This window comes from Pseudoalteromonas sp. MMG005, from assembly GCF_018101015.1.
GTDB lineage: Bacteria > Pseudomonadota > Gammaproteobacteria > Enterobacterales > Alteromonadaceae > Pseudoalteromonas > Pseudoalteromonas aurantia.
Map to the genome: position 1 here is coordinate 74725 of NZ_JAGJEK010000024.1, position 23759 is coordinate 98483.

The following is a 23759-nucleotide window of genomic DNA, read 5'->3' on the forward strand; positions in this document are numbered from 1 at the left end:
TGAGCTCAAGAAATAAAAAAAGCGGCGAATTATAGCGTAAGTGTGCCGTGTTGAGCCACGTCATTTTGGTAATTTTAGCAATAATATGTGGTATATTTGCTCTTGACGAATCCTTATTAATAGTAGCACGACATAAAATTCATGACGGAATTAGAGCAAGATCAATATTGGATGGCACAGGCGTTGGCTTATGCTGATCAAGCTGAGCAGCAAAATGAGATACCAGTGGGCGCACTTATTGTAAAAGACAATCAATTAATCGCGACAGGGTGGAATCAGTCTATTTGCCAGCATGACCCATCAGCACATGCAGAAATGCAAGCCGTGAGAGAAGCTGGCAAAGTACTCGAAAATTATCGTTTGGTTGACTGTACTTTATATGTCACGTTAGAGCCTTGCCCTATGTGTGCGGGGTTACTCGTACACAGTCGTTTAAAACGCTTAGTATTTGGCGCGCCGGATGCTAAAACAGGTGCAGCGGGGTCAGTGATGAATATCGTTAATGAACCTAAATTGAATCACCAAGTAGAGGTAACGCAGGGCGTACTTGCAGAGTTGTGTGCAGAAAAACTGTCAAATTTTTTTAAACGTCGTAGAAAAGAGATTAAAGCGGCTAAAAAAGCAAAGCAAGCGACTCAAGGCTGAGCCGCAATTTCTTCCATTTGTTGTTGCGCAAATAGTTTACGACGCAATAACACTTTTTTGTGGTTATTTTTCATAATAACCCGGCGGCGATTCGCCTGAGAATGTTGGGTGTTTCGTTTAAATTGGTGAGTTCGACGTCTTCTAAGCATCGGCACCTCCTTATTTGTGAGAGAAAAAACACATATGGCAGAATTGCAGGGATGTATTGCAATAGCATGACACTCGCATCGAAAAGACGCATTTTATTTGCCAGCTTTTGTATCAAGCGCTCCGTTTTCATCTAACCATATCAGCGCGTCGTAATATCGACGGATGTTGTTAACATACTGAACGGCAACATCGCCACGCGCATATCCATATCTGGTCTTTCGATAGTAGCGTTTTTTGATTAGAAGGGGTAGTCGTTTTTTTACCTCTGCCCAGCTGTCTGGATCACCCATTTGCTGTTTGGTAATTTTCCTCGCGTCGTTGACATGCCCCCAACCAACATTGTATGACGCCAATGCAAACCAAGTCCTATCAGGTTGACCAATGCTTTTCGGAATTCGTTTCAATAATTTTTGTAAATACTTAGCGCCTCCTCGAATATTTTGCTCAGGTTTAAGGCGGTTTGTGACACCCACTTGCTTGGCTGTTGGCTGGGTGAGCATCATTATGCCTCGCACACCTGTAGGCGACTTAGCACGCGGATTCCACATAGACTCTTGATAGCTTAAAGCGGCAAGTAAGCGCCAATCAAGTGGGCTGGCGTATTGTTCAAACCAAGCACGGTAATTTGGTAATGTTTTACGGGTGGCTTTAACGAATGACAGAGTATTCACATAATTAAATTCATTAACATGACCAAAATACTTTTCTTCTAAGGTGTAGAGGGTTTTGTCGTGTGCAACGGTATTAAAAAATGGCAATAGCAGTGCATAGAGCGAGTCATCGCTATCGTTTCTTAGTACCCACGCGACTTGATCTGAATGCGTAACAGAAAACCCAATGCTGATATTGGGATGGTAACGTCGAAACAGAGCAAGGGTATGAGAGTCGGCAATGGTAAACTGAATTTCTTCATCTATCACGCCTTGTAGTAGCTCTTCTTCATCGAGATGGGAGGTTGTTTGCCATTCTAAGCTAGGGTATTCGTATTGTGCCTGCTCAAGAGATAAGGCATGGTTAGAATCATTGAGTACCACAATCGGTTCGTCAATATCGGCAAAACTGCGAGGTCGAGTACGGCCCTGTTTATAAACGAGTTTCTGGCTTACTTCTCGGTAGGTTGGACCAAAGCGGTAAGCGCGTTGTGGATGGTAACTCAGCCCTGAAGCGGCTAAATCCAAATCGCCTTTGTCTAAGCGAGCAAATAACTCAGACAAACTGAAAAAAGGCACTATTTGTAACTCAACGCCTAAGTATTGCGCAAATTGATGACTGAGCTCATATTCAAAGCCTTGTTCACCTTGTTGCGATTGAAAGTAGTTACTTGGACCCACCAAAGTGCCAACTTTAATTACTTGCTGTTCTTTAATTCTTTCTAATTGATTGGGAGGTGTTTTATCACAGCCAGCAATTGCCAGTACTATGACAATCGTTAGATACGTCATTAATTGCTGCATTTTATGGCCTTTTAGCGAGGTTCTGTGCACTACGTTATCGAAATTACCGACTGAAAGCAAAACTCCCAGTACCTTGTTTTGTATACAACAAACACAGATTTTGCGAGGCAGTGCAAATGAGGGCACGGATTTTTTACGAGTTTTGACAATTTTGGGTTAAACCTAACCGCTATTTCTACTATAATGGCGACCCAAAATATCGTTCAATCCCTAACCCCGGATGAAAATACCTATGTTGATCTTACGTGGTGCACCTGCACTGTCTGATTTTAGAGTTCAAAAAATCCTTAAAAGCTGCGTTGACGCGAACCTACCTATCACAGGTATTTATGCTGAATTCATGCATTTTGCTGATTTAACAAGTGAACTATCTGAAGCCGAATTGGTTAAGTTAAACAAGCTGTTGGAGTATGGTCCGACAATCGCTGAGCATGAGCCAGCGGGTCAGTTAATTTTGGTTACACCTCGTCCAGGCACGATTTCACCTTGGGCGTCAAAAGCAACCGATATTGCAAACAACTGTGGCTTAAGCCAAGTACACCGTGTTGAGCGTGGTATTGCGTATTATGTTGAAGGCGAGTTATCCGCTGAGCAATTATCAGCAACGGCGGCACTATTACACGACCGCATGACTGAAGCCGTGCATTCTGAGCTTGAAAGTGCTGGTAAGTTATTTAGTGTTGATGAACCTAGCCCAATGTCATCGGTTGATATTTTAGGCGGTGGCCGTGAAGCGTTAGCAACAGCAAACGTAGAGCAAGGTTTTGCATTAGCAGATGATGAAATTGACTATTTGGTAGAAAACTTCCAAAAGTTAGGGCGTAACCCGAACGACATCGAATTATTTATGTTTGCGCAAGCAAACTCTGAGCACTGTCGTCATAAGATTTTCAATGCAGATTGGACAATCGACGGTGCTGAACAACCTAAATCATTGTTTAAAATGATTAAGAACACCTTTGAAAATAACCCAGAAAACGTATTGTCGGCATATAAAGACAATGCCGCAGTAATGAAGGGTTCTAAAGCTGGTCGTTTCTTCCCAAATAAAGAGGGTGAGTACACTTATAATCAAGAGAATATTGAAATTTTGATGAAAGTTGAAACTCACAACCACCCAACCGCTATAGCGCCTTTCTCTGGTGCTTCAACGGGCTCTGGTGGTGAAATTCGTGACGAAGGTGCCACTGGCCGTGGTTCTAAGCCAAAAGCGGGCTTAGTGGGCTTTACCGTATCTAACTTGCGTATTCCAGGTTTTGAACAACCTTGGGAAAGCGACTTTGGTAAGCCTGGGCGTATTGTTAACGCATTAGACATTATGACTGAAGGGCCTCTGGGTGGCGCGGCATTTAACAACGAGTTTGGTCGCCCAAATCTACTGGGTTATTTCCGTACTTACGAAGAAAAAGTCACCAGCCACAATGGCGAAGAAGTGCGTGGTTACCACAAGCCAATTATGTTGGCGGGTGGGTTAGGTAATATTCGTACCGACCATGTTCAAAAAGGTGAAATTCCAGTCGGTGCAAAACTGATTGCACTGGGTGGTCCTGCCATGAACATCGGCCTAGGCGGCGGTGCTGCATCGTCAATGGCATCGGGTCAATCTAACGAAGACTTAGACTTTGCTTCGGTACAGCGCGAAAACCCTGAAATGGAGCGTCGTTGTCAGGAAGTGATTGACAAATGTTGGCAGCTTGGAGATGAAAACCCGATCGCCTTTATCCATGATGTGGGCGCGGGTGGTCTGTCAAATGCTTTCCCTGAATTGGTGGATGATGGCGGCCGTGGTGGTAAATTCCAATTACGTAACATTCCAAACGATGAGCCAGGTATGGCACCACACGAAATCTGGTGTAATGAATCTCAAGAGCGTTATGTTTTAGCGGTAGGTGTTGAAGATTTTGACCGTTTTGAAGCCATTTGTAAGCGTGAACGTGCACAATATGCGGTGATTGGTGAAGCAACTGAAGAGCGTCATTTAACCGTTGCAGATAGTCACTTTGACAACAACCCAGTGGATTTACCGCTGGATGTATTGTTAGGTAAAGCGCCTAAAATGCACCGTGATGTGACTTCTCAACAGGTTGAAGGCAGTGCCCTTGAAACTGCTAACATCGATGTAGAAGAAGCTGCAAAACGTTTATTGCGTTTACCAGCGATTGCAGAGAAAACCTTCTTGATCACCATTGGTGACCGCACGGTAACGGGCTTAGTAGCACGTGATCAGATGGTTGGCCCATGGCAAGTACCAGTTGCAAACTGTGCGGTCACTGCGGCAACGTATGATACGTATCACGGTGAAGCAATGTCATTGGGTGAACGTACACCTGCGGCATTACTTAACTATGGTGCATCAGCACGCTTAGCAGTAGCTGAGTCACTGACTAACATCGCAGGAACAAACATTGGCAGCTTAGAGAACATCAAGTTATCAGCTAACTGGATGGCGGCGGCCGGTCACCCTGGTGAAGATGCGGGTCTGTATGAAGCGGTTAAAGCCGTGGGTGAAGAGCTGTGCCCTGCATTAGGCTTAACCATTCCGGTTGGTAAAGACTCTATGTCGATGAAAACCAAATGGGATGAGAATGGCGAAGAAAAGTCAGTTACTTCACCGCTGTCATTGATCATTACGGCATTTGGTCGTGTTGAAGACATTCGTAAAACAGTAACGCCGCAATTACGCACAGATAAAGGTGAAACATCACTTATCTTATTGGATTTAGGTGCTGGTCAAAACCGCATGGGTGCATCAAGTTTGGCACAAGTTTATAAGCAGCTAGGTGATAAAACGCCAGATGTGGATAGCCCTGAATTGTTAAAAGGTTTCTACAACGCGATGCAGGCGTTAGTGGCTGATGAAAAGCTACTTGCTTATCATGACCGTTCAGACGGTGGTTTATTTACTACAGTGACGGAAATGGCATTTTCGGGTCACACAGGTGTGACTGTGAACCTAGATGGCTTGGTAGGTAGCGACATTGAAGCACTTTATAATGAAGAGCTTGGTGGTGTGATTCAAGTGCGTAACAGCGACTTAAGCGCAGTACACGGTGTACTTGCTGCACACGGTTTAACAGCTATCAGCCATGAAATCGGCTCATTAAATAGCGAAGACACGGTGGTATTTAACCGCGCAGGTAAAGCGGTACTGAGTAATACACGTACTGAACTTCGTACTATTTGGGCTGAAACGACCTATCAAATGCAGGCACTTCGTGATAACCCGGAGTGTGCTAAGCAAGAATTTGATGCTAAATTTGACGCCAAAGACCCAGGTCTAAACGTGAAGTTAAGCTTCGATTTAAACGAAGACATTGCAGCGCCTTATATTGCAACCGGTGCAAAACCACAAATGGCAATCTTGCGTGAGCAAGGGGTTAACTCACATATTGAAATGGCTGCTGCGTTTAACCGTGCTGGATTTGCAGCTGTTGACGTGCACATGAGTGACATTTTAGAAGGCCGTTTAACACTTGAGCAGTTCAAAGGCTTAGTGGCATGTGGTGGTTTCTCATACGGCGATGTATTGGGTGCCGGTGAAGGTTGGGCGAAGTCTATTCTGTTCAATGATATGGCGCGCGAGCAGTTCCAAACCTTCTTCCACCGTGAAGATACATTCAGCTTAGGTGTGTGCAATGGTTGTCAGATGTTGTCAACGGTGAAAGAACTGATCCCTGGCACTGAGCACTGGCCACGTTTTGTTACTAACAAGTCAGAGCGCTTTGAAGCCCGCTTTAGCTTAGTTGAAGTGCAAGAAAGCCCGTCAGTGTTCTTTAAAGGGATGGCGGGTTCTCGTATGCCTATCGCGGTTTCTCATGGCGAAGGTCATGCTGAATTTGCAAATCAGAGTGCAGTAGATACTGCTATTAACTCTGGTACTGTGGCGTTGAAGTTTGTTGATAACTACGGAAACCCAACCACGCAATATCCAAATAACCCGAATGGATCTGTTGAAGGTATTACCGGTATTACCTCGACTGACGGTCGTGCTACTGTGATGATGCCTCACCCAGAGCGTGTATTCCGCGCAGTGGCAAACTCATGGCACCCAGATGAGTGGAAAGAAGACAGCCCATGGATGCGCATGTTCCGCAATGCACGTAAGCATGTTGGCTAAATTAACTTAGTGCAATTTATTGTGTTAAAAAGGTCGCTGATGCGGCCTTTTTTTATGTCATATGAAAATATCGTTGGCGAGAGAAAGGTATCAAAGCTGATTACTCTGCAATATCAAGTGTAATGAAAAAATGAAAAAAGATTGCTCTGAAAAGCGTATTGGCTATCCACGAACTGGGGCTAGTTTAGCGGGTGGCCGTTGCAATATTATTTCTCACACTATTGATGATGAGCTGCAAGGAGAGGAGTATATCTTGGTGGATTTTGTAAACCCGAAACAGTTTTAATGTGATCTCGCTGGAGTACTAAAAAGGGGTTGGATCACTTGCTTCATAAGGCATCTCTATAAATAGATAAAAGTACGAAAGGCCATTGGAAGCCCTTTTTGTTTTTTAGCATTAAGCAGAGTAATAAAGCTTGTCACTCTGAATCTATTTCAGAGCCTATTTTGAAATTTAGTATCAAGGTTAAGATAGACTCTGACCTGCGTCAGCGCGACGGCATTATTAGAGCTAGTTGTGTGTTAAATGGGGGGAGACAGAGGCAACATTGCTTTTTTTAATAAAGAGAGTGCACAGTTAACAGGCTGCTATTGAGACTTATTAACTGTGATCTTATTCTGCGAATATTAAACAGTGAGCGGAGCGTGGTTAATATTTGAGAGTGGTTCATTTATGTCGAATATGACTCCTCGAATGTTTGTTATGCCCATTTGTGTCAATCGAGATGAATGCATGTCTAAGTACTGTTGTGCGTTAGAATGTGTATCAAATAAATAGACTCCGCCGCCCAATGATTGCTCGGCATTAAATGTCCAAATTTTCCAAATCACTCCTGGTTCAGCGTTAATCGAATTAGCAAGTTCTCGCATTTTTTCTTGCAGGTCAGCATTATTTGATACGGGTAAAGTGAAGTCGACTTGTAGTAGTTTAGGCATTTGAATGCTCCATTAATTGCGTGAATGAGATAACTTGCTGCCACATAAGTGCCTTTACAAGTTAGATGCGTTAATCTTAACTCAGTAAAATGAACCGTAAAGTTCATAATATTGCCATTAATTGTGAGTAAAATTGACATATGAGATTAAAAACAACGTTGGAGCAATGGAGCACATTAAGTACGATTGATGAGTTCGGCAGTATTCAAAGTGCAGCGCAAGAAATGCATAAAAGCCACACAACATTAATTTACTCGATAAGAAAATTAGAAGCGCAGCTCGGTGTTGAACTGCTCGAGGTGGTCAATAAACGGGCCGTACTCACGGCGATGGGAAAAACACTGTTGCGCAGCGCTAAACCGATTTTAGATCAAGCTAAAGGGCTTGAAGACATCAGTATGGCATTGTCATTGGGCACTGAATCTGAAGTGGTTGTTTCAATCGATCATTTATGCGATAAAGCGATTGTATATCAGGCGCTTAAAAAGTTTATGCAGCATAATGTCATGACGTCAGTGAAGCTTATTGAAACTTCTTTATCGAGCACGCATGAGGCCGTTGTTGAGCAACGTGCTGATATTGCGATAATTACCTTACCAATAATAAATTTACCAGCCGAGTCGATTGGTGTCACTAGTATGATACCAGTGGTGGCTGCAACACACCCATTGGCTGGTCAAACAGATTTAACAATGGAAGATCTGATCGCACATACGCAAATTGTGCTTCGAGATTTAGGTGTGAGTGAACAAGCAAGCTCGGTAAAGCAGAAAAATGTAGGATGGTTGAAATCGAAAAGGCGGGTCACGGTTGACAATTTTGAGCAAGCCATTACAGCGGTAAAGCACGGTTTAGGTTTTACTCGAATTCCGCAACATATGTTGAATGACACTGTTGACTCTGATTTGACCCAGTTGCGTATACAAGGTGCTGGGTGTTATCAAGTACCACTGCATATTACGTTGCCGAAGGGGTTAAATAGTGGTCCAGCCGCACAAGCGTTATATGATTTAATTGTCACCTCACACGGTCAGGCTAGAGAGAAATTATAATTTAGTGACCGAGTGTTTTCTGGCATCTATGGGATTGTACATCGATTTAGTGTGGCGTTAGGTTTGGAGGTACTCCAAACCTACTCACAGTTAGGTAACTTACTCTAGTCCATCAGTGTCATAGTAAAGTTGTTTGAGTGTGCCACAGTTGACGAATTTGTAGATTAATTCGTTTGCAGCAGGCACTATTTTTGACGTCCTGAATTTTTGCAAGCATGCACCTGTTAAATCAACATAGATCAAGTGATTAAAACTGGGTTTGTTTTGAATTTTATGTACGTAAATACGCTCAGTGCCTTTGACGGTGATCATATCGTACTCTTGCCATTTTGATGGCTCAGCTAAATCAGTTAGCTTACGAGAATAAAGGGGTTTGCTAAATACAATGGTTCTGTCTGAGTATACTAAGCTACCGCCTTTTTTATAGTGGCCTTCGTACACATCGGCTGTAATTGTGATTTCTTCCCCGCGCATCAGCCGCTCTATATTAAATGGCTTAGGTTTGATAGTAATTAAATCAGCATCTCGAACTAAATTTAAAAATGCCACATCTGGGTTGTCAATACGGTACACAATTTGTACATCATGCGGGGTCGTATAGGTTGGAAAGTTAGCAGCATAAATACGTGAGCCGCGATTCATTAGCACCATCGCATGTTCTGCCTTATAGGCAGGATTCAGTGGAGGCAGTTGTTTTTTCTCTTCGGCTGCGTATGCATTGCTTAATATGATCATACAGAGTGTCAGTAATAATGTTCTCATTGGTATCTCGATGAAAAGTGATAACTCTAGTATAGCGCGATGTTGTCGATAGCCTAGTACGAGTTATAGACAAAATCATCACTTTTTAGATATGCATGTCTAACATTAATGTTGTCATTGGGAAGGTAGGTTTAGCTCAACTTTTAATTTATTTGCCATGGCATTAAGGCCTGCAATTTTCTCGCGAGCGAACGTAAGCTGCTGCTCTGTAACCCCTTCATGTTTGCCTCGTTCAATCAGCGCTTCTAGGCGTTTTACTTTACTTTTTGTCGCTGTAATGTATGCCAATTTAAGTGCTTTTTCTTGATCATTGTGAAATTGCTGATAAGCATGATGATCGTTTAAATCACCAGTATAGCCTGCGCCAGAGGGAATGGCTTGAATGGGAGGAACGTATGGCTTAACACGTTGCTTCGTATTGCTTGGTACCAGCGTATTTTGACTATCAAGCGATAATTGTTTTGTGGGTATAGACTCCGCAGCAGCTCTCATACTGGGTACTTGCTGTTTAACCGCAGAGCGATGAATCAGGGGCTGCTCATTTGGGGTTACAGGTGGTGAACTCTCCACTGGAGAGTTCGGTACAATAAGCACCATGAAATAGCCAAAAATAAGCACTAACATAGTGATTAACACTAATTGGACATGTTTCATATTGATGACTTCGTTGCTTTTAGCCAAGCTTGCTTTTTTTGTTGATAGCGTTGTTGGGCCATGTTTTCAATGAGTGCAAGGGTCGCTTGGTAGCGTACTGTCTCAGACTCTTTAGGATAGTAATCGAAGTTGATTTGGTGCGTTTGCGCAATTAACCATTTGCCTTTAGGGCTTCGTATTGGATTTGTTAGCTGTGCTTTTTTTAAATTAAATACCACTTGATGTACCCATTGCGTAGCGTTGTGTCTTGCTAATTTTCCTTGCGTATCCGCAAACAGGTTTTGCTTATTATGCTGCAATAGGGCGTTTTTGAAGCCGAGTTTTTTCACGTCAGTATTGAAGTTTTTTGCTTTATTTTGTGATTCAAACAAAACGGCGCTGGCAATCACATTGCTCTTATGTTTAAAGTCGGCTTTATGTTTTAAATAGAAATTCGCAATATGTTTATTGGTAATTTGAGATTTAAGCCTGTCTACATACTCGCTGCGTTCGCCGTGCATTTGAGATTGTACGCCAAAGTAACTCAGCATTGGAGAGCGAATGAGTTCAGCCGTGGCAATCTTATTGAGGTTGGCCAATGAAATGTTGGCTTGTTTAAGGCGCTTTGCAAGATATTTCACCTTGTGATGATAGTCGCGGTGCTGAGTAATGAGTTTTTGAAATAACGCATAATCACCTTGATGTAGCTTGTAGCGGTTTTGCATTGACTGTTCTAGCATTAAGTCTGCAAGCGTAAGTTGCGCGCCAACTAAAAAAGATAAATCGACGGTTGTAAGTTGCTGTAATTGAGCGTGAGTATAGTGGTTATTGTTTGGGTAGTTCGGTAAATCTTGGCTTAATTTCCAAGTGCTATACCTTGACCAATCGGGCGCTGGTGGTGTTGGAAGTACAGCGCTTGGCACCGCATTTTGCAACAAAGTCATCACATAGCGACGCACATGAAACTCGGTGCTAAATCCAACATCAGCTTGGCGTTGTAATAAATGGGGTTGGTGTTGTTTTGCTTGTGACAATAGAAATAGGTTTTCACTCAGCCGATTACGTGTATCTTCGCTATCAAAGTTGGGTTGGTGCTGCTGGTATATAGCATGCATTAAGGTGATTTCAGCTTGACTGAAAGTCTGTTTTTTTGCGAGCGTTGGTAAGCTTAGAAAGCTTACCAACACAATAATGAACCACGGCATTAGCGGGCAACCATGGCGTGATTAAGTAAGTGTACCACCATGGCAATAGCGTGCGGAATAACTTGCTTTGCCGTTGTTAAGCGGTCGTAATGATCTTGGGAGTTTAAAACAATACCGCCTTGTGCATATGAATAAGCGCCCCCTTGTGTTAGTAATGGGCGAATATCTTGGCTTGTTATTGGAACCGCAGTGAAGTCTGCCATTGCATTGTGAACAAGCTGCATGTTGTTTAAATCTTCTTGATCATAGTAGTCTTTAACCCATGACTCCCAACTTGAATGGTTTAATGCTGACGTTGTCCAAGTGTGATGAGGCTGTAGTAAGTCTGTGGTGTGAAAAACGAAACCAAGCAGTTGTGGTTGGCCACTTTGCAGGTAACTTTGATACCAGTATTGACCAAGGTTATCAATTGGCTGAAAAGGCATTTCTTCAAAATCGTCGTACATAGCATAGCTAGAGTGGCTATCTATACGGTAATTGGCTTCTGTCACCCCATACGTATTGTATTGTGTATCATCCGCTCTAAACCAACCCGTTTCGCCACCCGCGCCATCATCAAGGTAATCACCTTTTAACCAAGTCGCAGCTAGGCTGTCAATGTTGCCCCACACCGTGAGTTTTTCATAGTTATAGCCACCAAAATCGTTGCCATGGGCATCTGCACCTTGAGTGTGATTTTGAAAGTGCCAATAGCTGGTGTATTTCACAATACTTTTTGCCGCGCCCCATACCGGTGCTTGTACGCAGTCACCAGTGATTGCGCCGCAAAAAAAAGTGTCTTCAAAATCGTCAACATCATAGGCGGCTTGCCCAAGTAAATCAGCTAGAGCATTTACAGTTAAGTTATTTTTTTCAGCGTATTGTTGAAGTCGACTATATTGTGTCGTCGTTGGGTTTTGTGCCATATAATTGATAGCATCAATAACAATGCGTTTATGTGTTTCTTGGCTGAATGCTTGTACATTCATAGTCATCATTGTGAGAGCACAAAGTAGTAGCGCTTTTTTCATACGTTCCTCGTTGAAGTAATTACTCTATTGCGAACGACGTATTTAACGATGCTATTGTGACAATTTAATTAATAAAAAGTTAATTTTAAAATGTAGTCTAATGTGAAAAGTTGTTATTGTTGATGTTGTTTTGCTCAGGTATGATCAGGGATGAATTTTAGGCACAATCCAGTGTAACCAAGGACTATGAAAAAAATAATAATATTTATCATATTACTTTGTGCATCTTTTTATTCTCAAGCAGAACTTGATGAGTATGATGACGATGAGTTTTTATGGCAATTAAGCCTCGGTGGCTTTTGGGTTGATTTAGCCCTTCCTGAATTAAAAGGCGCAGAGTCGAATTTTGATAGTTTGACGATGTTAGTTGATGCGAAAATCCAATATAAACGCTTTTACTTAAATTCGCACTCTGGTGATTTTTTTGGTGGCTCAGATATAGGGTATCAATTAATCATTGAGGATGACTGGGGCGTAGACGTTATTTATGGGAATTATCAAATACCCTTTTCAAACGAAGGGTATTTTGATAGCGAAACATATATTCCCGAGCTTGAAGGGCTCAAAGAGCGTAAGCGAGATCAATCCATTGGTTTTTCATACTATCGCACTATAGGAGAGTATCAAGCGGTTGCTGAGCTTGTGTACGACACGCTCGGTGATAGTAATGGCTGGGTGTTACACTTTGAAGCAACACGCAATTTCGAGTTGAGAAACTGGGACGTTTGGCTTAATTTTGGTGCAAATTACTATTCTGCAAATTTCATTGATTATTTTTATGGTGTTGATGCTGATGAAGCCAGATCTTCCCGGCCAATGTATGAAATGGGACATGCCGTATCAGTGTTCACTCAGGTACAAGCAAATTACCCCATAGCGGAAGATTGGGTGTTTAGTGCTGGGGCATCAGTCTTAGTTGGGGCAAGCAATACGCGTAAAAGCCCTTTGATTAACTCTCGGCACGCACGTGCAGTATTTGCCGGAGTGAAATATGTATTTTAAATTGGTCTCGGTAAATGCCTTAACGTTAATTGCAGGAATGAGTGTTCATCAACCTGTATTGGCAAATGGCGAAGGAGCAACAGAGATCTTACATGCAGCACCCAGTAAGTGTGTTGCATTAAATGAAGGCCGAACTTGCTACGCGGATGTGAAATTTTCTATTAATACGCCAGTTGTCGGTGATTATTGCATACGAGAAAGTACTTCGAAGAAGATTTTACAATGTTGGGCACAGTCCCAGTCGTTCGAGTTTGTATTAGGTTTTGGTTCTGCCGAAAGTATGAGCTATGAGTTGATCTCAAAGTCACAGCGAGATGTACTTGCAGTGACCACGATTGAAGTGAATTGGGTCCATAAGATCCGAACTAAAAAACGCCGTTGGCGATTATTCTAAGCTGCAATTATAGCGAGCTGATATTGTCTAGGTAATATTGCGCTCGCGTTAGTGTATGCTGCTTTGTAATTTCACCTTGTTTGTCCCAATTTCGATAGACCATGCCAATACGCGGGTTAGTGGCAAACCGTGCTCGATGTGTGATCATAAAATGCCAATACAAGCTATTTAATGGACATGCGGTCTCAGTGGTTTTTTCTTTCACATTGTAGTGACAGTCGCCACAGTAATCGCTCATTTTATTGACATAATTGCCACTGGCAGCATAAGGTTTTGTGGCGACAATGCCATTGTCGGCAAATTGCGTCATCCCACGAGTATTAGGCATTTCAACCCACTCAATGGCGTCTATATAAATACCTAAGTACCAGCTATCGACCTGATCAGGGTGAATACCGGTGAGTAAACAAAAGTTACCAGTGATCATCAAGCGTTGAATATGGTGTGCATAGGCGTACTCTAAACTTTGCGTGATTGCATGTTGTAAGCAGCGCATCTTTGTTTGACCAGTCCAAAACTGGGGGGGGTAAATCGCGTCTCGCGTTTAAAGTGTTATAGGTACTATAGTCTGGCATGTTAACCCAATATACCGCGCGTATATATTCTCTCCATCCAAATATTTGTCTCACAAATCCCTCTATTTGTGCAATGCTAATGGTATTCGGGTGATTCTTATAGGCTGCCACTGCGCTACGAATGACCTCTGAGGGAGACAGAATTTTGGTATTTAAGGCGAATGACAGCCGACTATGATACAAGCTCCATTTATGCGCACTATTGGCTGTCATTGTGTCTTGAAACTTTCCGAAATTAGGGAGTAAATAGCGACAAAAGTAATGCAGTAACTGGTGTGCTTCAGCTCTGCTGGTAGGCCAAATAAACGGGTGTTGAAGTTGCCCCAAAGTGGCTATTTTATGTTTTTTGATACGTTGCACAATTTCCCTGATATCATAGTCAAACAACAGTGGTGCAGGGATATCAGTGAGATCGGCCTTTTTGAGTTTTTTCCTATTTTCATTGTCAAAGTTCCATTTTCCGCCTTCAGGGGAATCACCGTTCATTAAAATATTAAAGCGCTTTCGCATTTTGCGGTAGAAGTGCTCCATGGTGATGTGTTTATTTTTGGTGAAGTATGTCGAGATTTCTTCAAACGGGAGAAAAAAGTGTTCACTCTCAATACAATGTACCCTTGTGTGCATTAGCACCATGTCAGCCAGCTGTATAGCAAGGCGATACTCATCTGGTCTTTGGTATTCAAAGCAATCACATTGATATTCGTTGCATAAGCGCTGAATTAATTCTGGTAAGCTATTGTCATTACTTGTGTCATTACTTGTGTCATCAAGTGTTAAATATACCACGTTGAAATTGGCTTGCTTTAACGCCATTGCAAAGCGCCTCATTGCAGCGAAAAAGCCACATATTTTTTGTATGTGATGCGTGGTGTAATGGGCTTCTTGATGCAATTCGGCGATCACGTAAGTCACATTAACATCGTTAGTTTTAAACCAGTGGTGTCCCGCATCAAGCTGATCACCAAGTATTAGGCGTAATGTTCGCGCTTTTTGCATTATTAGCACTCCACTTTACAGTGGCATGGCCACCCCGTTATATCGTTGCAGTCACTCTGCTCGTTTGGGTTTGACGTTGCCGATGGAGGCGACCAAGTTTGTGTGTATTCATCATAGGGGTCATACAGCTTTGCTTGTTTTTCGATGTTGAAATGGCGACCTCCTTTTACGTCTGCACCGACCCCAGCAATATATTGCCAATTGCCCCAGTTACTTGCTACATCGTAATCTATTAGACATTGCTCAAAATAAGCAGCGCCATAACGCCAATCTAACTGCATCTCATTAATGAGGTAACTTGCCACGATTTGCCTTCCCCTGTTTGAGAGCCAGCCGGTTACGTTTAACTCATTCATAAGGGCATTTATAAAAGGGGAGGGGGTATTGGCATTACACCATGCGGCAAACCGCTGAGCATAAAAGCTGGTAAGCGGTGTAGTCTGAGACACTCCTGAAAATCGAAATAGGGCGGTTTGATGTTGAGCGCTGTACCATCGAAAATATTCACGCCACAGTAATTCAAAGTAAATCCAATATGTTGACTCGTTATGACCATTGAGTGCTTCGTATTGTCTGAGCGCATGCAGAATCTGATGCGGGCCGATAGCACCGTGCGATAAATAGGGTGAGAAGCGTGTAGAGAAGTCATCACCTTGCAGTGCATTACGGGTGAGTTTATAGCTTGATGCAGATGAGGAATCAAAGTAGCGCGCTAGGTGGCGCTGTGCATTACTTTCACCGCCGCAGTAATAAGGGTTATTCCCGTTGGATATAATTTCGGGAAGTGAAAAATAAAGCGCAACTGGGGCTGGTGGTAAATGATGCACTAAAGTGGGTTTTTGGGCTTGCAATGTTGTTATAAACGCCTCTTTTTCAATTAGCTTTCTAAACCCTGAAAATGTTTTTGGTAGCTCGGCTAGGCTAAACGGAAGCTGTATTTCATCAAAAAGATGGCTGGTATTGTCTGACAGAAACTCTACCTTGGTAAACGTTGCCTGTAATTTTTTCCACACTTTTGTCTCGTTGTACCCTGAGTGAATAGCTTGGCCTACGTGTGTAATACCGTATCGTTGGATGTAATCATGAGTAATGGTATACCTGTCACCAAATTCGACTTGTAATGTTTGGCCATGTTGTGCGAGTGTACCTTTTAGGTCATGTAAGGTACTTTTTAAAAAACCCAGTTGTGCTTGGGTGGGCGGTACTTGCGCAAAGTGTTTTGAAAAATGGTTTTGGGTAGGTAAACAAAATAAACAAACAAGTGCATCAACTGTGGTGGACAGTGCCAGCAAAGCTTTATTGTCTTGTACACGGCAGTCTTGATTAAATAGGTAAAGGCCAATTCGTTTCATAATAAAATGTTCGCTATTTCTTTATTAGTAATACGAACAGAAATGAAAAAAGCCCACATGGGCTTTTAAATGAACTAAAAATTAGGCTACTGGCATTGCTCAATTAGACCGCGCAAATGTGCACCAATATCTTGGCTTTGACTACGCCCGTCTTGCAGTACTTGCGCTGCTTTTTCTTGTAGCTCATTTAAGTTGTATTCAGACAATAAGGTGCGTAGATAATTAACCGTGTCAGCACCTTGTTGAAGCAGTTGTGGAATACTTTCTAATGATATTTCCGACTCAGATAAACTACCAATTGTTTCAGCGAGCTTAGATAAGTCGGCACTATCTTGCAGGGCACCTTCAACTTCAATAAGTGCCCCCATTGGATCCGCGTCAAGTTGCTTCGCAACGCACGCGGCAACAGTGCCCTTTTCAGCCGTTGAAGAAAACGTTGCTAAGCCTTGTTCTCTAATTGCTTCAATAGCTGATTTTAGCTCATTATTTTGCGATAAATATTGCTCTTCAATTTGTGTTTTTGATGACTCAAATACATCGCAAGCCGTTACCGACAATAATAAAAACCCCGATAAAACGAACGCTCTTTTCATAACCATTCTCTTTGCGTAAACTAAAATGCAGTCTACTTTGCTCGCAAGGAAAAGTCATCTTAAGGTCGATATTTGATGCTGCTTTTGCTGTCTAAAATGTTGCAAATTAACAATGTTAGTTGTATTAAACGCGACGCTTTTGATTATATTGGCAAACATATGAAGGGCTTTTCGCCAAGCATTACGTAATGCCAATGTAAATTGCCTTCCCAAATGAAGTTGCAGTGTTTCTAGCATTGTATGGCATATCACCGCAATGTCGTACTCGCTTAACCTGAGAGTATGAAAATCTGATTTGTATTGTTTAACCAAATCAACCAGCGCGCTTTGCTGTGGTAACAATGCAATTGCCTCGTGTAAAAATGTATGAATACGGTGTTCAATGTTGAGGAGGTATTTAGGTGAGTTGGGAACAACAAGCTGTAAATCGTATCTTTTAAGCTGGCTATGCAAGCTAACACAAAAACAATGAAAGTTAGGTTTTAACGTAGAAAATGACTGCGTTAATAGTTGGTATTGATAAGGAGAAATACTCATAATCGCCTCTTTGTCGATTAAAAGCGCGTCCGTTTGCTTGGATGGAAGAATCATTTTCAGATGACTGCAAACCTGCGTTTGAATTATCAGAAAAGAACCAAACGTGATAGCTGTGGTACAACCGAACCCAATAACTACCTCGAGTTTAAATTGACTATTTATTGAACTCTTGACCATCAGTATAGAAGTGAAGCGAGCAGATGTGAATGATTAATTTATGGGGGTTTTAGGTTTTTAATAAAAAGGCAGTAAAATACATACTTTTCTGCCTCTATTCTTTTTTGTAAAATTAATTAATTGGCGCTAGTAGTTTTGGGTCGGTTACTAGCTTACGAACACCATGTGCGTGATCTTCTTCAAACTCATTGCTTTCGCACCATGTTGCGAGTGTATTGATGTCAACTTTGGCACAAGCTGGGCGTACGCTCCAGGTGACTTGTAGCGGTGAGCATTGTTGTGCTGTGTAGCTAGGGCCGGTGGTTGAGCCTAAAAATTCTACAGGTTTACCCGTTGTATCAGGGATGTGTTTTGCTTGGTGGTATCCGTTTACGACATTACCGTCATAATCAAGATCGTTGAAATCAAGAGCGTTTTCATCATTAACGACCATGAATACTTGTGTTTCTACACGTAATTGTGGATTAGCACATTTGTCACTTAAACATGAGCCTAGACCCTTACCAGGTGTTACATCACAAGAACTGTGAACCCAATGGACTTCAATGGTGTCACCAGGTTTGACATTTTTGCATACTTTTCCTTTGGGCGCTTTCAATTCGGCTGCAGTTAATGAGCTGGTGGCATTACATTGATATCCGCCATATTTACTATCACCAGCAAAGACTGAAAAGTCTTTGGCTTTATGCTCTGCATTTTTGTGAAAATGAATGTTACACAGGTTCATTTCTTCGCTATCAGGTGCTTTTGAGAATACCCGTTTGTTTTCGCCAAGTAGATTATCAATATCACGAGGTGTTTGTGGTCCATACCCTTCACAACTTGAAGCAATGGCTTGTCCCGCAAATGCTAATGATAGCGCTGTCAATAGCGACACTGTTGCTTTTTTCATAATAGTTTCCCTGTAATGTTAAAATTGCGATATTATATCGCAGCTTACAGCGATATGTAATGTTTTGATAAAGAAAATTACCTATTTTAGGGTCTTTGGTGATTTAAATAATAGAATTAATCGTTGTTGTAAGGTTGCTTATTAATGGAACACTCCTTATAATACTGCGCATATTTTGCAGTGTTTGCTGCACATTGGCGCGGGATGGAGCAGCCTGGTAGCTCGTCGGGCTCATAACCCGAAGGTCGTCGGTTCAAATCCGGCTCCCGCAACCAAATTCTAAAAAATGTGTTTATTTTTTAGATGTAGCGCGCATTCTATGTAATGCGCGTTTTGCGTTTAAGCGTTTGCTTAATTTGGCTGTTAAGCCCGCAACCAAGTAAGGCCTTTGGCCACACAGTTTTGTTTTAGGTGTGACGCCCCGCTTGGTTCGGGGCGTTGTTGTATCTAGTGCTTTGCTTTTAGCAGTGCTGAATACTAAACAGCTAGTATAATTGGGGCTTAAGCCCTTTTTTTGTTTGTATGGAGGAAATTTGTGACAAAACTCGAGCAAGATTTGACCGTAATGTTAGAGCCAGCTGTAGAAGCACTCGGTTTTGAATTGTTAGGTCTGGAGTTTGTGCAAGCCGGTCGTCATTCTACATTACGTGTATACATTGAAAATGAAGGCGGTGTTTCAGTAGATAACTGTGCTGATGCAAGCAGACAAGTAAGTGCGATTCTTGACGTAGAAGACCCGATTACAAACGAATATGATTTGGAAGTGTCTTCTCCTGGCGTTGATAGACCACTATTTAAGTTGGCTCATTATGAGAAGGCACAAGGTGAAGAGGTGCGAGTACGTACTAAATTACCGCAAGATGGACGACGCAACTTTAAAGGCGATTTAGTCGCAGTTAGCGCCGATATGATCACGTTAAAGATCGATGGTAACGAACATTTCATTATGCTCAGTAACATCGAGCGTGCAAACATCATCGCAAAATTTTAAATATTGAGTGCGAAGGACAAGGGCAAGCGAGGCATTACCTATGGCAAAAGAGATATTATTGGTGGCAGAAGCCGTTTCCAATGAGAAGGCAGTCCCAAAAGAAAAGATTTTTGAAGCGTTAGAGTTTGCTCTGGCGACTGCAACGAAGAAAAAACATGACGGTGATATTGAAGTTCGTGTTTCAATTGATCGCAAAACAGGCGAATACGATACGTTCCGTCGCTGGATGGCAGTGGATCCGCAAGAAGATGGTTCATTAGAAAATCCGTATTCAGAAATAACCCTGGAAGCTGCGCAGGTTGAAGAGCCTGAAACACAACTTGGTGATTTTGTTGAAGAGCAAATTGAATCAATAAAATTTGACCGTATTACAACACAGATGGCAAAGCAGGTTATCGTACAAAAAGTACGTGAAGCTGAGCGTGCACTTGTTGTTGAGGCTTACAAAGATCAACAGGGTGAACTGGTTACAGGTGTCGTTAAAAAAGCAACACGTGATGCCATTGTTATGGATTTAGGAAATAATGCTGAAGCAGTGATTTACCGTGATGATATGCTACCACGTGAGAGCTTCCGTCCAGGTGATCGTGTTCGTGGTTTGCTGTACGAAGTAAAACCAGAAGCGCGTGGCGCTCAATTATTCGTAACACGTTCAAAACCAGAAATGCTAATGGAGCTGTTTCGCATTGAGGTGCCAGAAATTGGCGAAGAAATGATTGAAATTCGTGGTGCAGCTCGTGATCCGGGTTCTCGTGCAAAAATCGCAGTTAAATCAAATGACAAACGTATTGATCCGGTGGGAGCGTGTGTTGGTATGCGTGGCGCACGTGTACAAGCTGTTTCTACGGAGCTTGGTGGAGAGCGTGTTGATATCGTATTATACGATGATAACCCTGCACAGTTTGTTATCAATGCAATGGCGCCAGCGGAAGTAGCTTCTATCGTAATGGATGAAGACTCTCGCTCAATGGACATCGCTGTCGAGGCTGATAACTTAGCTCAAGCCATTGGTCGTAATGGTCAAAACATTCGTCTAGCGAGTCAATTGACTGGCTGGGAACTCAATGTAATGACAGTCGAAGATATGGACGCAAAGAACTCGGAAGAGTCTGATAAGCTAGTTAACTTGTTTACGCAAAACCTAGATATTGATGATGACTTTGCAGGTTTATTGATTAACGAAGGTTTCTCAACGCTTGAAGAAGTCGCATATGTTCCAGTTGCTGAGTTTTTAGAAATTGACGGCCTTGATGAAGACACCGTTGAAGAACTGCGTAATCGTGCGAAAGATGCGTTAACGACTAAAGCACTTAAAACAGAAGAAAGCCTTGAAGGTGCAGAGCCTGCTGAAGACTTGTTAGCATTAGAAGGGTTAGAGCGTCATTTGGCATTTGTTATGGCAAGTAAAGGTGTTGTTACCCTTGAAGACTTAGCAGAGCAGGGAATTGACGAGCTGGTAGAAATTACAGAGTTATCAGAGCAAGATGCTGGGCAGTTAATTATGGCTGCACGTAACATTTGTTGGTTTGGTGAAGACGAATAATTTATTAACGGAGTAACACACACTATGGCAGAAGTAAGCATTGAAAAACTAGCCGAGACTATTGATACAACTGTTGATAAATTGCTGCAGCAATTAAACGATGCAGGGATCACCAAAGGCGAGACTGATAGTGTTACTGAATCTGAAAAGGCTCAGTTACTTGACCACCTAAGTAAACAGCATGGTGGTAAAGGTGCTGAAGGCCCTGAACGCATGACTTTGCAACGTAAAAGCAAAAGCACATTAAATGTGAAAGGCTCTACGGGTAAAGATAAAGCAGTTCAGGTTGAAGTACGTAAAAAGCGTACTTACGTGAAAAAGAGCACTATTGACCAAGAAAAAGAGCAAGAACGTCTAGCAGCAGAAGAAGCTAGCCGTAAAGAGGCTGAATTAAAAGCACAGCAAGCCGCTGAGCAAAAGGCCAAAGAAGATGCTGAGCGTAAAGCAAAAGAAGACGCTGAGCGTAAAGTTAAAGAAGAGGCAAAGCGTAAAGCTGAAGCTGAGCGAAAAGCCAATCAACCGCAGGACAAGAAAGTGGATAGTGCGAAAGTTGAAAAAGACCGCCTAGAAGCGGAGCGTCTGCAAAAAGAAGCAGAAGAGGCAGCATTGATAAAAGCTGAAGAAGAAGCGAAGCGTCAAGCAGAAGTGGCGCGTAAACTAGCTGAAGAAAATGAAGCTCGTTGGAAAAAAGAAGAAGAGGAACGCCGTCGTCGCGAAGAAACGGCTGACCATCACCTGACAACATCAACTTATGCACGTGAAGCAGAAGATGAGTCAGATGCACGCGAAGAGAAAAGTGCGCGTCGCAAGAAAAAGAAAAAAGCACCTGCAAGAGCCGAAGCGCCTTCAAGAGGCCGTAAAGGCAAGCTAAAAGCGCCAGCTTCTTTACAACATGGTTTCCAAAAACCTGTTGCAGATGTGAAACAAGAAGTACGTATCAGTGAAACAATTGCTGTTGCTGAACTAGCTTCTCGTATGGCTGTAAAAGGCACTGAAGTCGTTAAAACGATGATGAAAATGGGTGACATGGTTACGATTAACCAAGTTATCGACCAAGAAACAGCACAACTAGTTGCTGAAGAAATGGGTCATAAAGTAGTTCTAGTAAAAGAAAACGAGCTAGAAGTACAAGTACTGAATGACCGTAGTGAAGTTGAATCAACTGAATCACGTGCACCAGTGGTAACGGTAATGGGTCACGTTGACCACGGTAAAACGTCAACGCTTGATTACATTCGAAGTGCAAAAGTAGCGTCTGGCGAAGCCGGTGGTATTACACAGCACATTGGTGCATATCACGTTGAAACGGAAGGCGGCATGATCACCTTCTTAGATACTCCAGGACACGCAGCGTTTACGTCAATGCGTGCACGTGGTGCAAAAGCAACTGATATCGTTATCCTAGTTGTTGCCGCAGATGATGGTGTAATGCCTCAAACAAAAGAAGCTGTACAACACGCTAAAGCAGCGGGTGTACCTTTGATTGTTGCTGTGAACAAAATGGATAAAGAAGGCGCTGATCCAGATCGCGTTAAGAACGAACTAGCACAGCTAGACGTTATCCCAGAAGAGTGGGGCGGCGATACGCAATTTGCACACATCTCTGCAAAAGCGGGTACTGGTGTTGATGAGTTGCTTGAAGCGGTGCTAATGCAATCGGAATTATTAGAGCTCACTGCACCGACACAAGGTATGGGTGCGGGTGTGGTTATTGAGTCACGTCTTGACAAAGGCCGTGGTCCAGTTGCAACCGTACTTGTTCAGTCAGGTCAGCTAAATCAAGGCGATATCGTTTTATGTGGTCTTGAGTATGGCCGTGTTCGTGCGATGCGCGACGAAAATGGTAAAGAAATTAAAACTGCTGGTCCATCAATCCCAGTAGAAATCTTAGGTCTTTCAGGTGTTCCTGCAGCAGGTGATGAAGCCACAGTTGTTAAAGACGAGCGTAAAGCGCGTGAAGTTGCATTGTACCGTCAAGGTAAGTTCCGTGATGTTAAACTAGCTCGCCAGCAAAAAGCGAAACTTGAAAACATGTTCAGCAACATGACAGAAGGCAATGTGTCTGAAGTAAATGTTGTATTGAAAGCGGACGTTCAAGGTTCAATTCAGGCGATCGCTGATTCACTTGTTAAACTCTCTACAGATGAAGTTAAAGTGAAGATTGTTGGTAGTGGCGTTGGTGGTATCACGGAAACTGATGCAACACTTGCGGCCGCTTCAAACGCAATTATCGTTGGCTTTAATGTTCGTGCTGATGCATCTGCGCGTAAAGTCATTGATTCAGAAAACCTAGATTTACGTTACTACAGCGTTATCTACAGCTTGATTGAAGAAGTTAAGCAAGCGATGTCTGGTATGTTGGCACCTGAATTTAAGCAAGAAATTATCGGTCTTGCTGAAGTTCGTGATGTATTTAAGTCACCAAAAATTGGCGCAATTGCTGGTTGTATGGTTACTGAAGGTATCGTTAAGCGCAGCGCGCCTATTCGTGTACTTCGTGAAAACGTGGTTATCTATGAAGGCGAGCTTGAGTCACTACGTCGCTTTAAGGATGATGTACAAGAAGTACGTAACGGTATGGAATGTGGTATCGGTGTTAAGAACTACAACGATGTTAAAGTTGGCGACCAAATCGAAGTATTCGAGACGGTTGAAGTTCAACGTACATTGTAAACCATTACTATAATAATGGTTGAAATGGGGGCACTAGCCCCCATTTGTTCGTTTAAAACTAATTAAACTT

At 42.5% G+C, this 23759-nt stretch carries 20 protein-coding genes, 1 tRNA gene and 1 pseudogene; 10 read left to right on the plus strand and 12 right to left on the minus strand.

The window, feature by feature from the left end; translation table 11 throughout:
- Positions 1-141: 141 nt before the first annotated feature.
- Positions 142-645 carry a tRNA adenosine(34) deaminase TadA gene (gene tadA, locus J8M01_RS18500; RefSeq protein ID WP_192506500.1) on the plus strand — a complete coding sequence of 168 codons (504 nt, stop codon included), beginning with the start codon at positions 142-144 and terminating at the stop codon, positions 643-645.
- Here tadA and J8M01_RS18505 read toward each other — a convergent pair.
- The gene (locus tag J8M01_RS18505) at positions 636-794 is read right to left on the minus strand and encodes a hypothetical protein (RefSeq protein ID WP_192506501.1); all 159 of its coding nucleotides are present in this window, start codon (positions 792-794) and stop codon (positions 636-638) included. The genes tadA and J8M01_RS18505 overlap by 10 nt on opposite strands.
- 93 nt (positions 795-887) lie before the next feature.
- The gene (gene mltF / locus J8M01_RS18510) at positions 888-2249 is read right to left on the minus strand and encodes a membrane-bound lytic murein transglycosylase MltF (protein WP_211058926.1); all 1362 of its coding nucleotides are present in this window, start codon (positions 2247-2249) and stop codon (positions 888-890) included.
- Positions 2250-2481: 232 nt separating this feature from the next.
- On the opposite strand from mltF, the gene purL reads away from it, so the two are divergent.
- Both purL and J8M01_RS18520 read left to right on the plus strand, forming a co-directional pair.
- A complete protein-coding gene (gene purL / locus J8M01_RS18515) occupies positions 2482-6366 on the plus strand; it encodes a phosphoribosylformylglycinamidine synthase (protein ID WP_211058927.1) in 3885 nt (1294 codons plus the stop codon).
- Between the two features lie 130 nt (positions 6367-6496).
- A complete protein-coding gene (locus J8M01_RS18520; protein ID WP_211058928.1) occupies positions 6497-6652 on the plus strand; it encodes a hypothetical protein in 156 nt (51 codons plus the stop codon).
- A 341-nt stretch (positions 6653-6993) separates the two neighbouring features.
- Here J8M01_RS18520 and J8M01_RS18525 read toward each other — a convergent pair whose 3' ends face one another.
- Positions 6994-7302 (minus strand): monooxygenase, encoded by a 309-nt coding sequence (locus J8M01_RS18525; RefSeq protein ID WP_211058929.1) that lies wholly within the window; start codon positions 7300-7302, stop codon positions 6994-6996.
- A 140-nt stretch (positions 7303-7442) separates the two neighbouring features.
- On the opposite strand from J8M01_RS18525, the gene J8M01_RS18530 reads away from it, so the two are divergent.
- Entirely contained in the window at positions 7443-8354 is a 912-nt protein-coding gene (locus J8M01_RS18530) for a LysR family transcriptional regulator (RefSeq protein WP_211058930.1), read from the plus strand.
- Between the two features lie 99 nt (positions 8355-8453).
- Here the strand turns inward: J8M01_RS18530 and J8M01_RS18535 are convergent, their stop codons facing one another.
- From J8M01_RS18535 to J8M01_RS18550, 4 genes are all read right to left on the minus strand, one after another.
- The gene (locus J8M01_RS18535) at positions 8454-9116 is read right to left on the minus strand and encodes a hypothetical protein (protein WP_211058931.1); all 663 of its coding nucleotides are present in this window, start codon (positions 9114-9116) and stop codon (positions 8454-8456) included.
- Between the two features lie 114 nt (positions 9117-9230).
- Positions 9231-9770, minus strand: coding sequence for a hypothetical protein (locus tag J8M01_RS18540; RefSeq protein WP_211058932.1), 540 nt, complete (start codon positions 9768-9770; stop codon positions 9231-9233).
- A complete protein-coding gene (locus J8M01_RS18545) occupies positions 9767-10954 on the minus strand; it encodes a peptidylprolyl isomerase (protein WP_211058933.1) in 1188 nt (395 codons plus the stop codon). The genes J8M01_RS18540 and J8M01_RS18545 overlap by 4 nt, the downstream gene beginning before the upstream one ends.
- Positions 10954-11964, minus strand: a complete 1011-nt coding sequence (locus J8M01_RS18550) for a phospholipase (RefSeq protein WP_210998209.1) — start codon at positions 11962-11964, stop codon at positions 10954-10956. The genes J8M01_RS18545 and J8M01_RS18550 overlap by 1 nt, the downstream gene beginning before the upstream one ends.
- A gap of 186 nt (positions 11965-12150) precedes the next feature.
- Here J8M01_RS18550 and J8M01_RS18555 point away from each other — a divergent pair, with 186 nt between their 5' ends.
- Together J8M01_RS18555 and J8M01_RS18560 are read left to right on the plus strand one after the other, a co-directional pair.
- A complete protein-coding gene (locus J8M01_RS18555) occupies positions 12151-12966 on the plus strand; it encodes a MipA/OmpV family protein (RefSeq protein ID WP_210998208.1) in 816 nt (271 codons plus the stop codon).
- On the plus strand, positions 12956-13360 hold the full coding sequence (locus tag J8M01_RS18560; protein WP_192506523.1) for a DUF3019 domain-containing protein: 405 nt from the start codon (positions 12956-12958) through the stop codon (positions 13358-13360). Before J8M01_RS18555 ends, J8M01_RS18560 begins: the two co-directional genes overlap by 11 nt.
- Before the next feature lie 7 nt (positions 13361-13367).
- On the opposite strand, the pseudogene J8M01_RS18565 reads toward J8M01_RS18560, so the two are convergent.
- The 5 genes and pseudogenes from J8M01_RS18565 to J8M01_RS18585 all read right to left on the minus strand — a co-directional run bounded on the left by J8M01_RS18565 (position 13368) and on the right by J8M01_RS18585 (position 18482).
- Positions 13368-14931, minus strand: a pseudogene (locus tag J8M01_RS18565) (cryptochrome/photolyase family protein).
- Between the two features lie 2 nt (positions 14932-14933).
- Positions 14934-16283, minus strand: coding sequence for a DASH family cryptochrome (locus J8M01_RS18570; RefSeq protein WP_211058934.1), 1350 nt, complete (start codon positions 16281-16283; stop codon positions 14934-14936).
- 86 nt (positions 16284-16369) lie between these two features.
- Positions 16370-16876 carry a hypothetical protein gene (locus J8M01_RS18575; protein ID WP_211058935.1) on the minus strand — a complete coding sequence of 169 codons (507 nt, stop codon included), beginning with the start codon at positions 16874-16876 and terminating at the stop codon, positions 16370-16372.
- A 54-nt stretch (positions 16877-16930) separates the two neighbouring features.
- Positions 16931-17413 carry a globin gene (locus J8M01_RS18580; RefSeq protein WP_211051592.1) on the minus strand — a complete coding sequence of 161 codons (483 nt, stop codon included), beginning with the start codon at positions 17411-17413 and terminating at the stop codon, positions 16931-16933.
- Between the two features lie 289 nt (positions 17414-17702).
- The gene (locus J8M01_RS18585; RefSeq protein WP_211058936.1) at positions 17703-18482 is read right to left on the minus strand and encodes a delta-class carbonic anhydrase; all 780 of its coding nucleotides are present in this window, start codon (positions 18480-18482) and stop codon (positions 17703-17705) included.
- 198 nt (positions 18483-18680) lie between these two features.
- Here J8M01_RS18585 and J8M01_RS18590 point away from each other — a divergent pair.
- The 4 genes from J8M01_RS18590 to infB all read left to right on the plus strand — a co-directional run bounded on the left by J8M01_RS18590 (position 18681) and on the right by infB (position 23689).
- Positions 18681-18757 (plus strand) — tRNA-Met (locus J8M01_RS18590).
- Between the two features lie 260 nt (positions 18758-19017).
- The gene (gene rimP / locus J8M01_RS18595; protein ID WP_192506529.1) at positions 19018-19473 is read left to right on the plus strand and encodes a ribosome maturation factor RimP; all 456 of its coding nucleotides are present in this window, start codon (positions 19018-19020) and stop codon (positions 19471-19473) included.
- Positions 19474-19513: 40 nt separating this feature from the next.
- A complete protein-coding gene (gene nusA / locus J8M01_RS18600) occupies positions 19514-21016 on the plus strand; it encodes a transcription termination factor NusA (RefSeq protein ID WP_210998202.1) in 1503 nt (500 codons plus the stop codon).
- Between the two features lie 24 nt (positions 21017-21040).
- A complete protein-coding gene (infB, locus tag J8M01_RS18605; protein ID WP_210998201.1) occupies positions 21041-23689 on the plus strand; it encodes a translation initiation factor IF-2 in 2649 nt (882 codons plus the stop codon).
- Positions 23690-23759 lie beyond the last annotated feature (70 nt).

Bases quoted from the DNA above. Each gene is read 5' to 3' on its own strand.
- tadA (WP_192506500.1), top strand. From the start codon at position 142: ATGACGGAATTAGAGCAAGATCAATATTGGATGGCACAGGCGTTGGCT.
- J8M01_RS18505 (WP_192506501.1), bottom strand. From the start codon at position 794: ATGCTTAGAAGACGTCGAACTCACCAATTTAAACGAAACACCCAACAT.
- mltF (WP_211058926.1), bottom strand. From the start codon at position 2,249: ATGCAGCAATTAATGACGTATCTAACGATTGTCATAGTACTGGCAATT.
- purL (WP_211058927.1), top strand. From the start codon at position 2,482: ATGTTGATCTTACGTGGTGCACCTGCACTGTCTGATTTTAGAGTTCAA.
- J8M01_RS18520 (WP_211058928.1), top strand. From the start codon at position 6,497: ATGAAAAAAGATTGCTCTGAAAAGCGTATTGGCTATCCACGAACTGGG.
- J8M01_RS18525 (WP_211058929.1), bottom strand. From the start codon at position 7,302: ATGCCTAAACTACTACAAGTCGACTTCACTTTACCCGTATCAAATAAT.
- J8M01_RS18530 (WP_211058930.1), top strand. From the start codon at position 7,443: ATGAGATTAAAAACAACGTTGGAGCAATGGAGCACATTAAGTACGATT.
- J8M01_RS18535 (WP_211058931.1), bottom strand. From the start codon at position 9,116: ATGAGAACATTATTACTGACACTCTGTATGATCATATTAAGCAATGCA.
- J8M01_RS18540 (WP_211058932.1), bottom strand. From the start codon at position 9,770: ATGAAACATGTCCAATTAGTGTTAATCACTATGTTAGTGCTTATTTTT.
- J8M01_RS18545 (WP_211058933.1), bottom strand. From the start codon at position 10,954: ATGCCGTGGTTCATTATTGTGTTGGTAAGCTTTCTAAGCTTACCAACG.
- J8M01_RS18550 (WP_210998209.1), bottom strand. From the start codon at position 11,964: ATGAAAAAAGCGCTACTACTTTGTGCTCTCACAATGATGACTATGAAT.
- J8M01_RS18555 (WP_210998208.1), top strand. From the start codon at position 12,151: ATGAAAAAAATAATAATATTTATCATATTACTTTGTGCATCTTTTTAT.
- J8M01_RS18560 (WP_192506523.1), top strand. From the start codon at position 12,956: ATGTATTTTAAATTGGTCTCGGTAAATGCCTTAACGTTAATTGCAGGA.
- J8M01_RS18570 (WP_211058934.1), bottom strand. From the start codon at position 16,283: ATGAAACGAATTGGCCTTTACCTATTTAATCAAGACTGCCGTGTACAA.
- J8M01_RS18575 (WP_211058935.1), bottom strand. From the start codon at position 16,876: ATGAAAAGAGCGTTCGTTTTATCGGGGTTTTTATTATTGTCGGTAACG.
- J8M01_RS18580 (WP_211051592.1), bottom strand. From the start codon at position 17,413: ATGAGTATTTCTCCTTATCAATACCAACTATTAACGCAGTCATTTTCT.
- J8M01_RS18585 (WP_211058936.1), bottom strand. From the start codon at position 18,482: ATGAAAAAAGCAACAGTGTCGCTATTGACAGCGCTATCATTAGCATTT.
- nusA (WP_210998202.1), top strand. From the start codon at position 19,514: ATGGCAAAAGAGATATTATTGGTGGCAGAAGCCGTTTCCAATGAGAAG.
- infB (WP_210998201.1), top strand. From the start codon at position 21,041: ATGGCAGAAGTAAGCATTGAAAAACTAGCCGAGACTATTGATACAACT.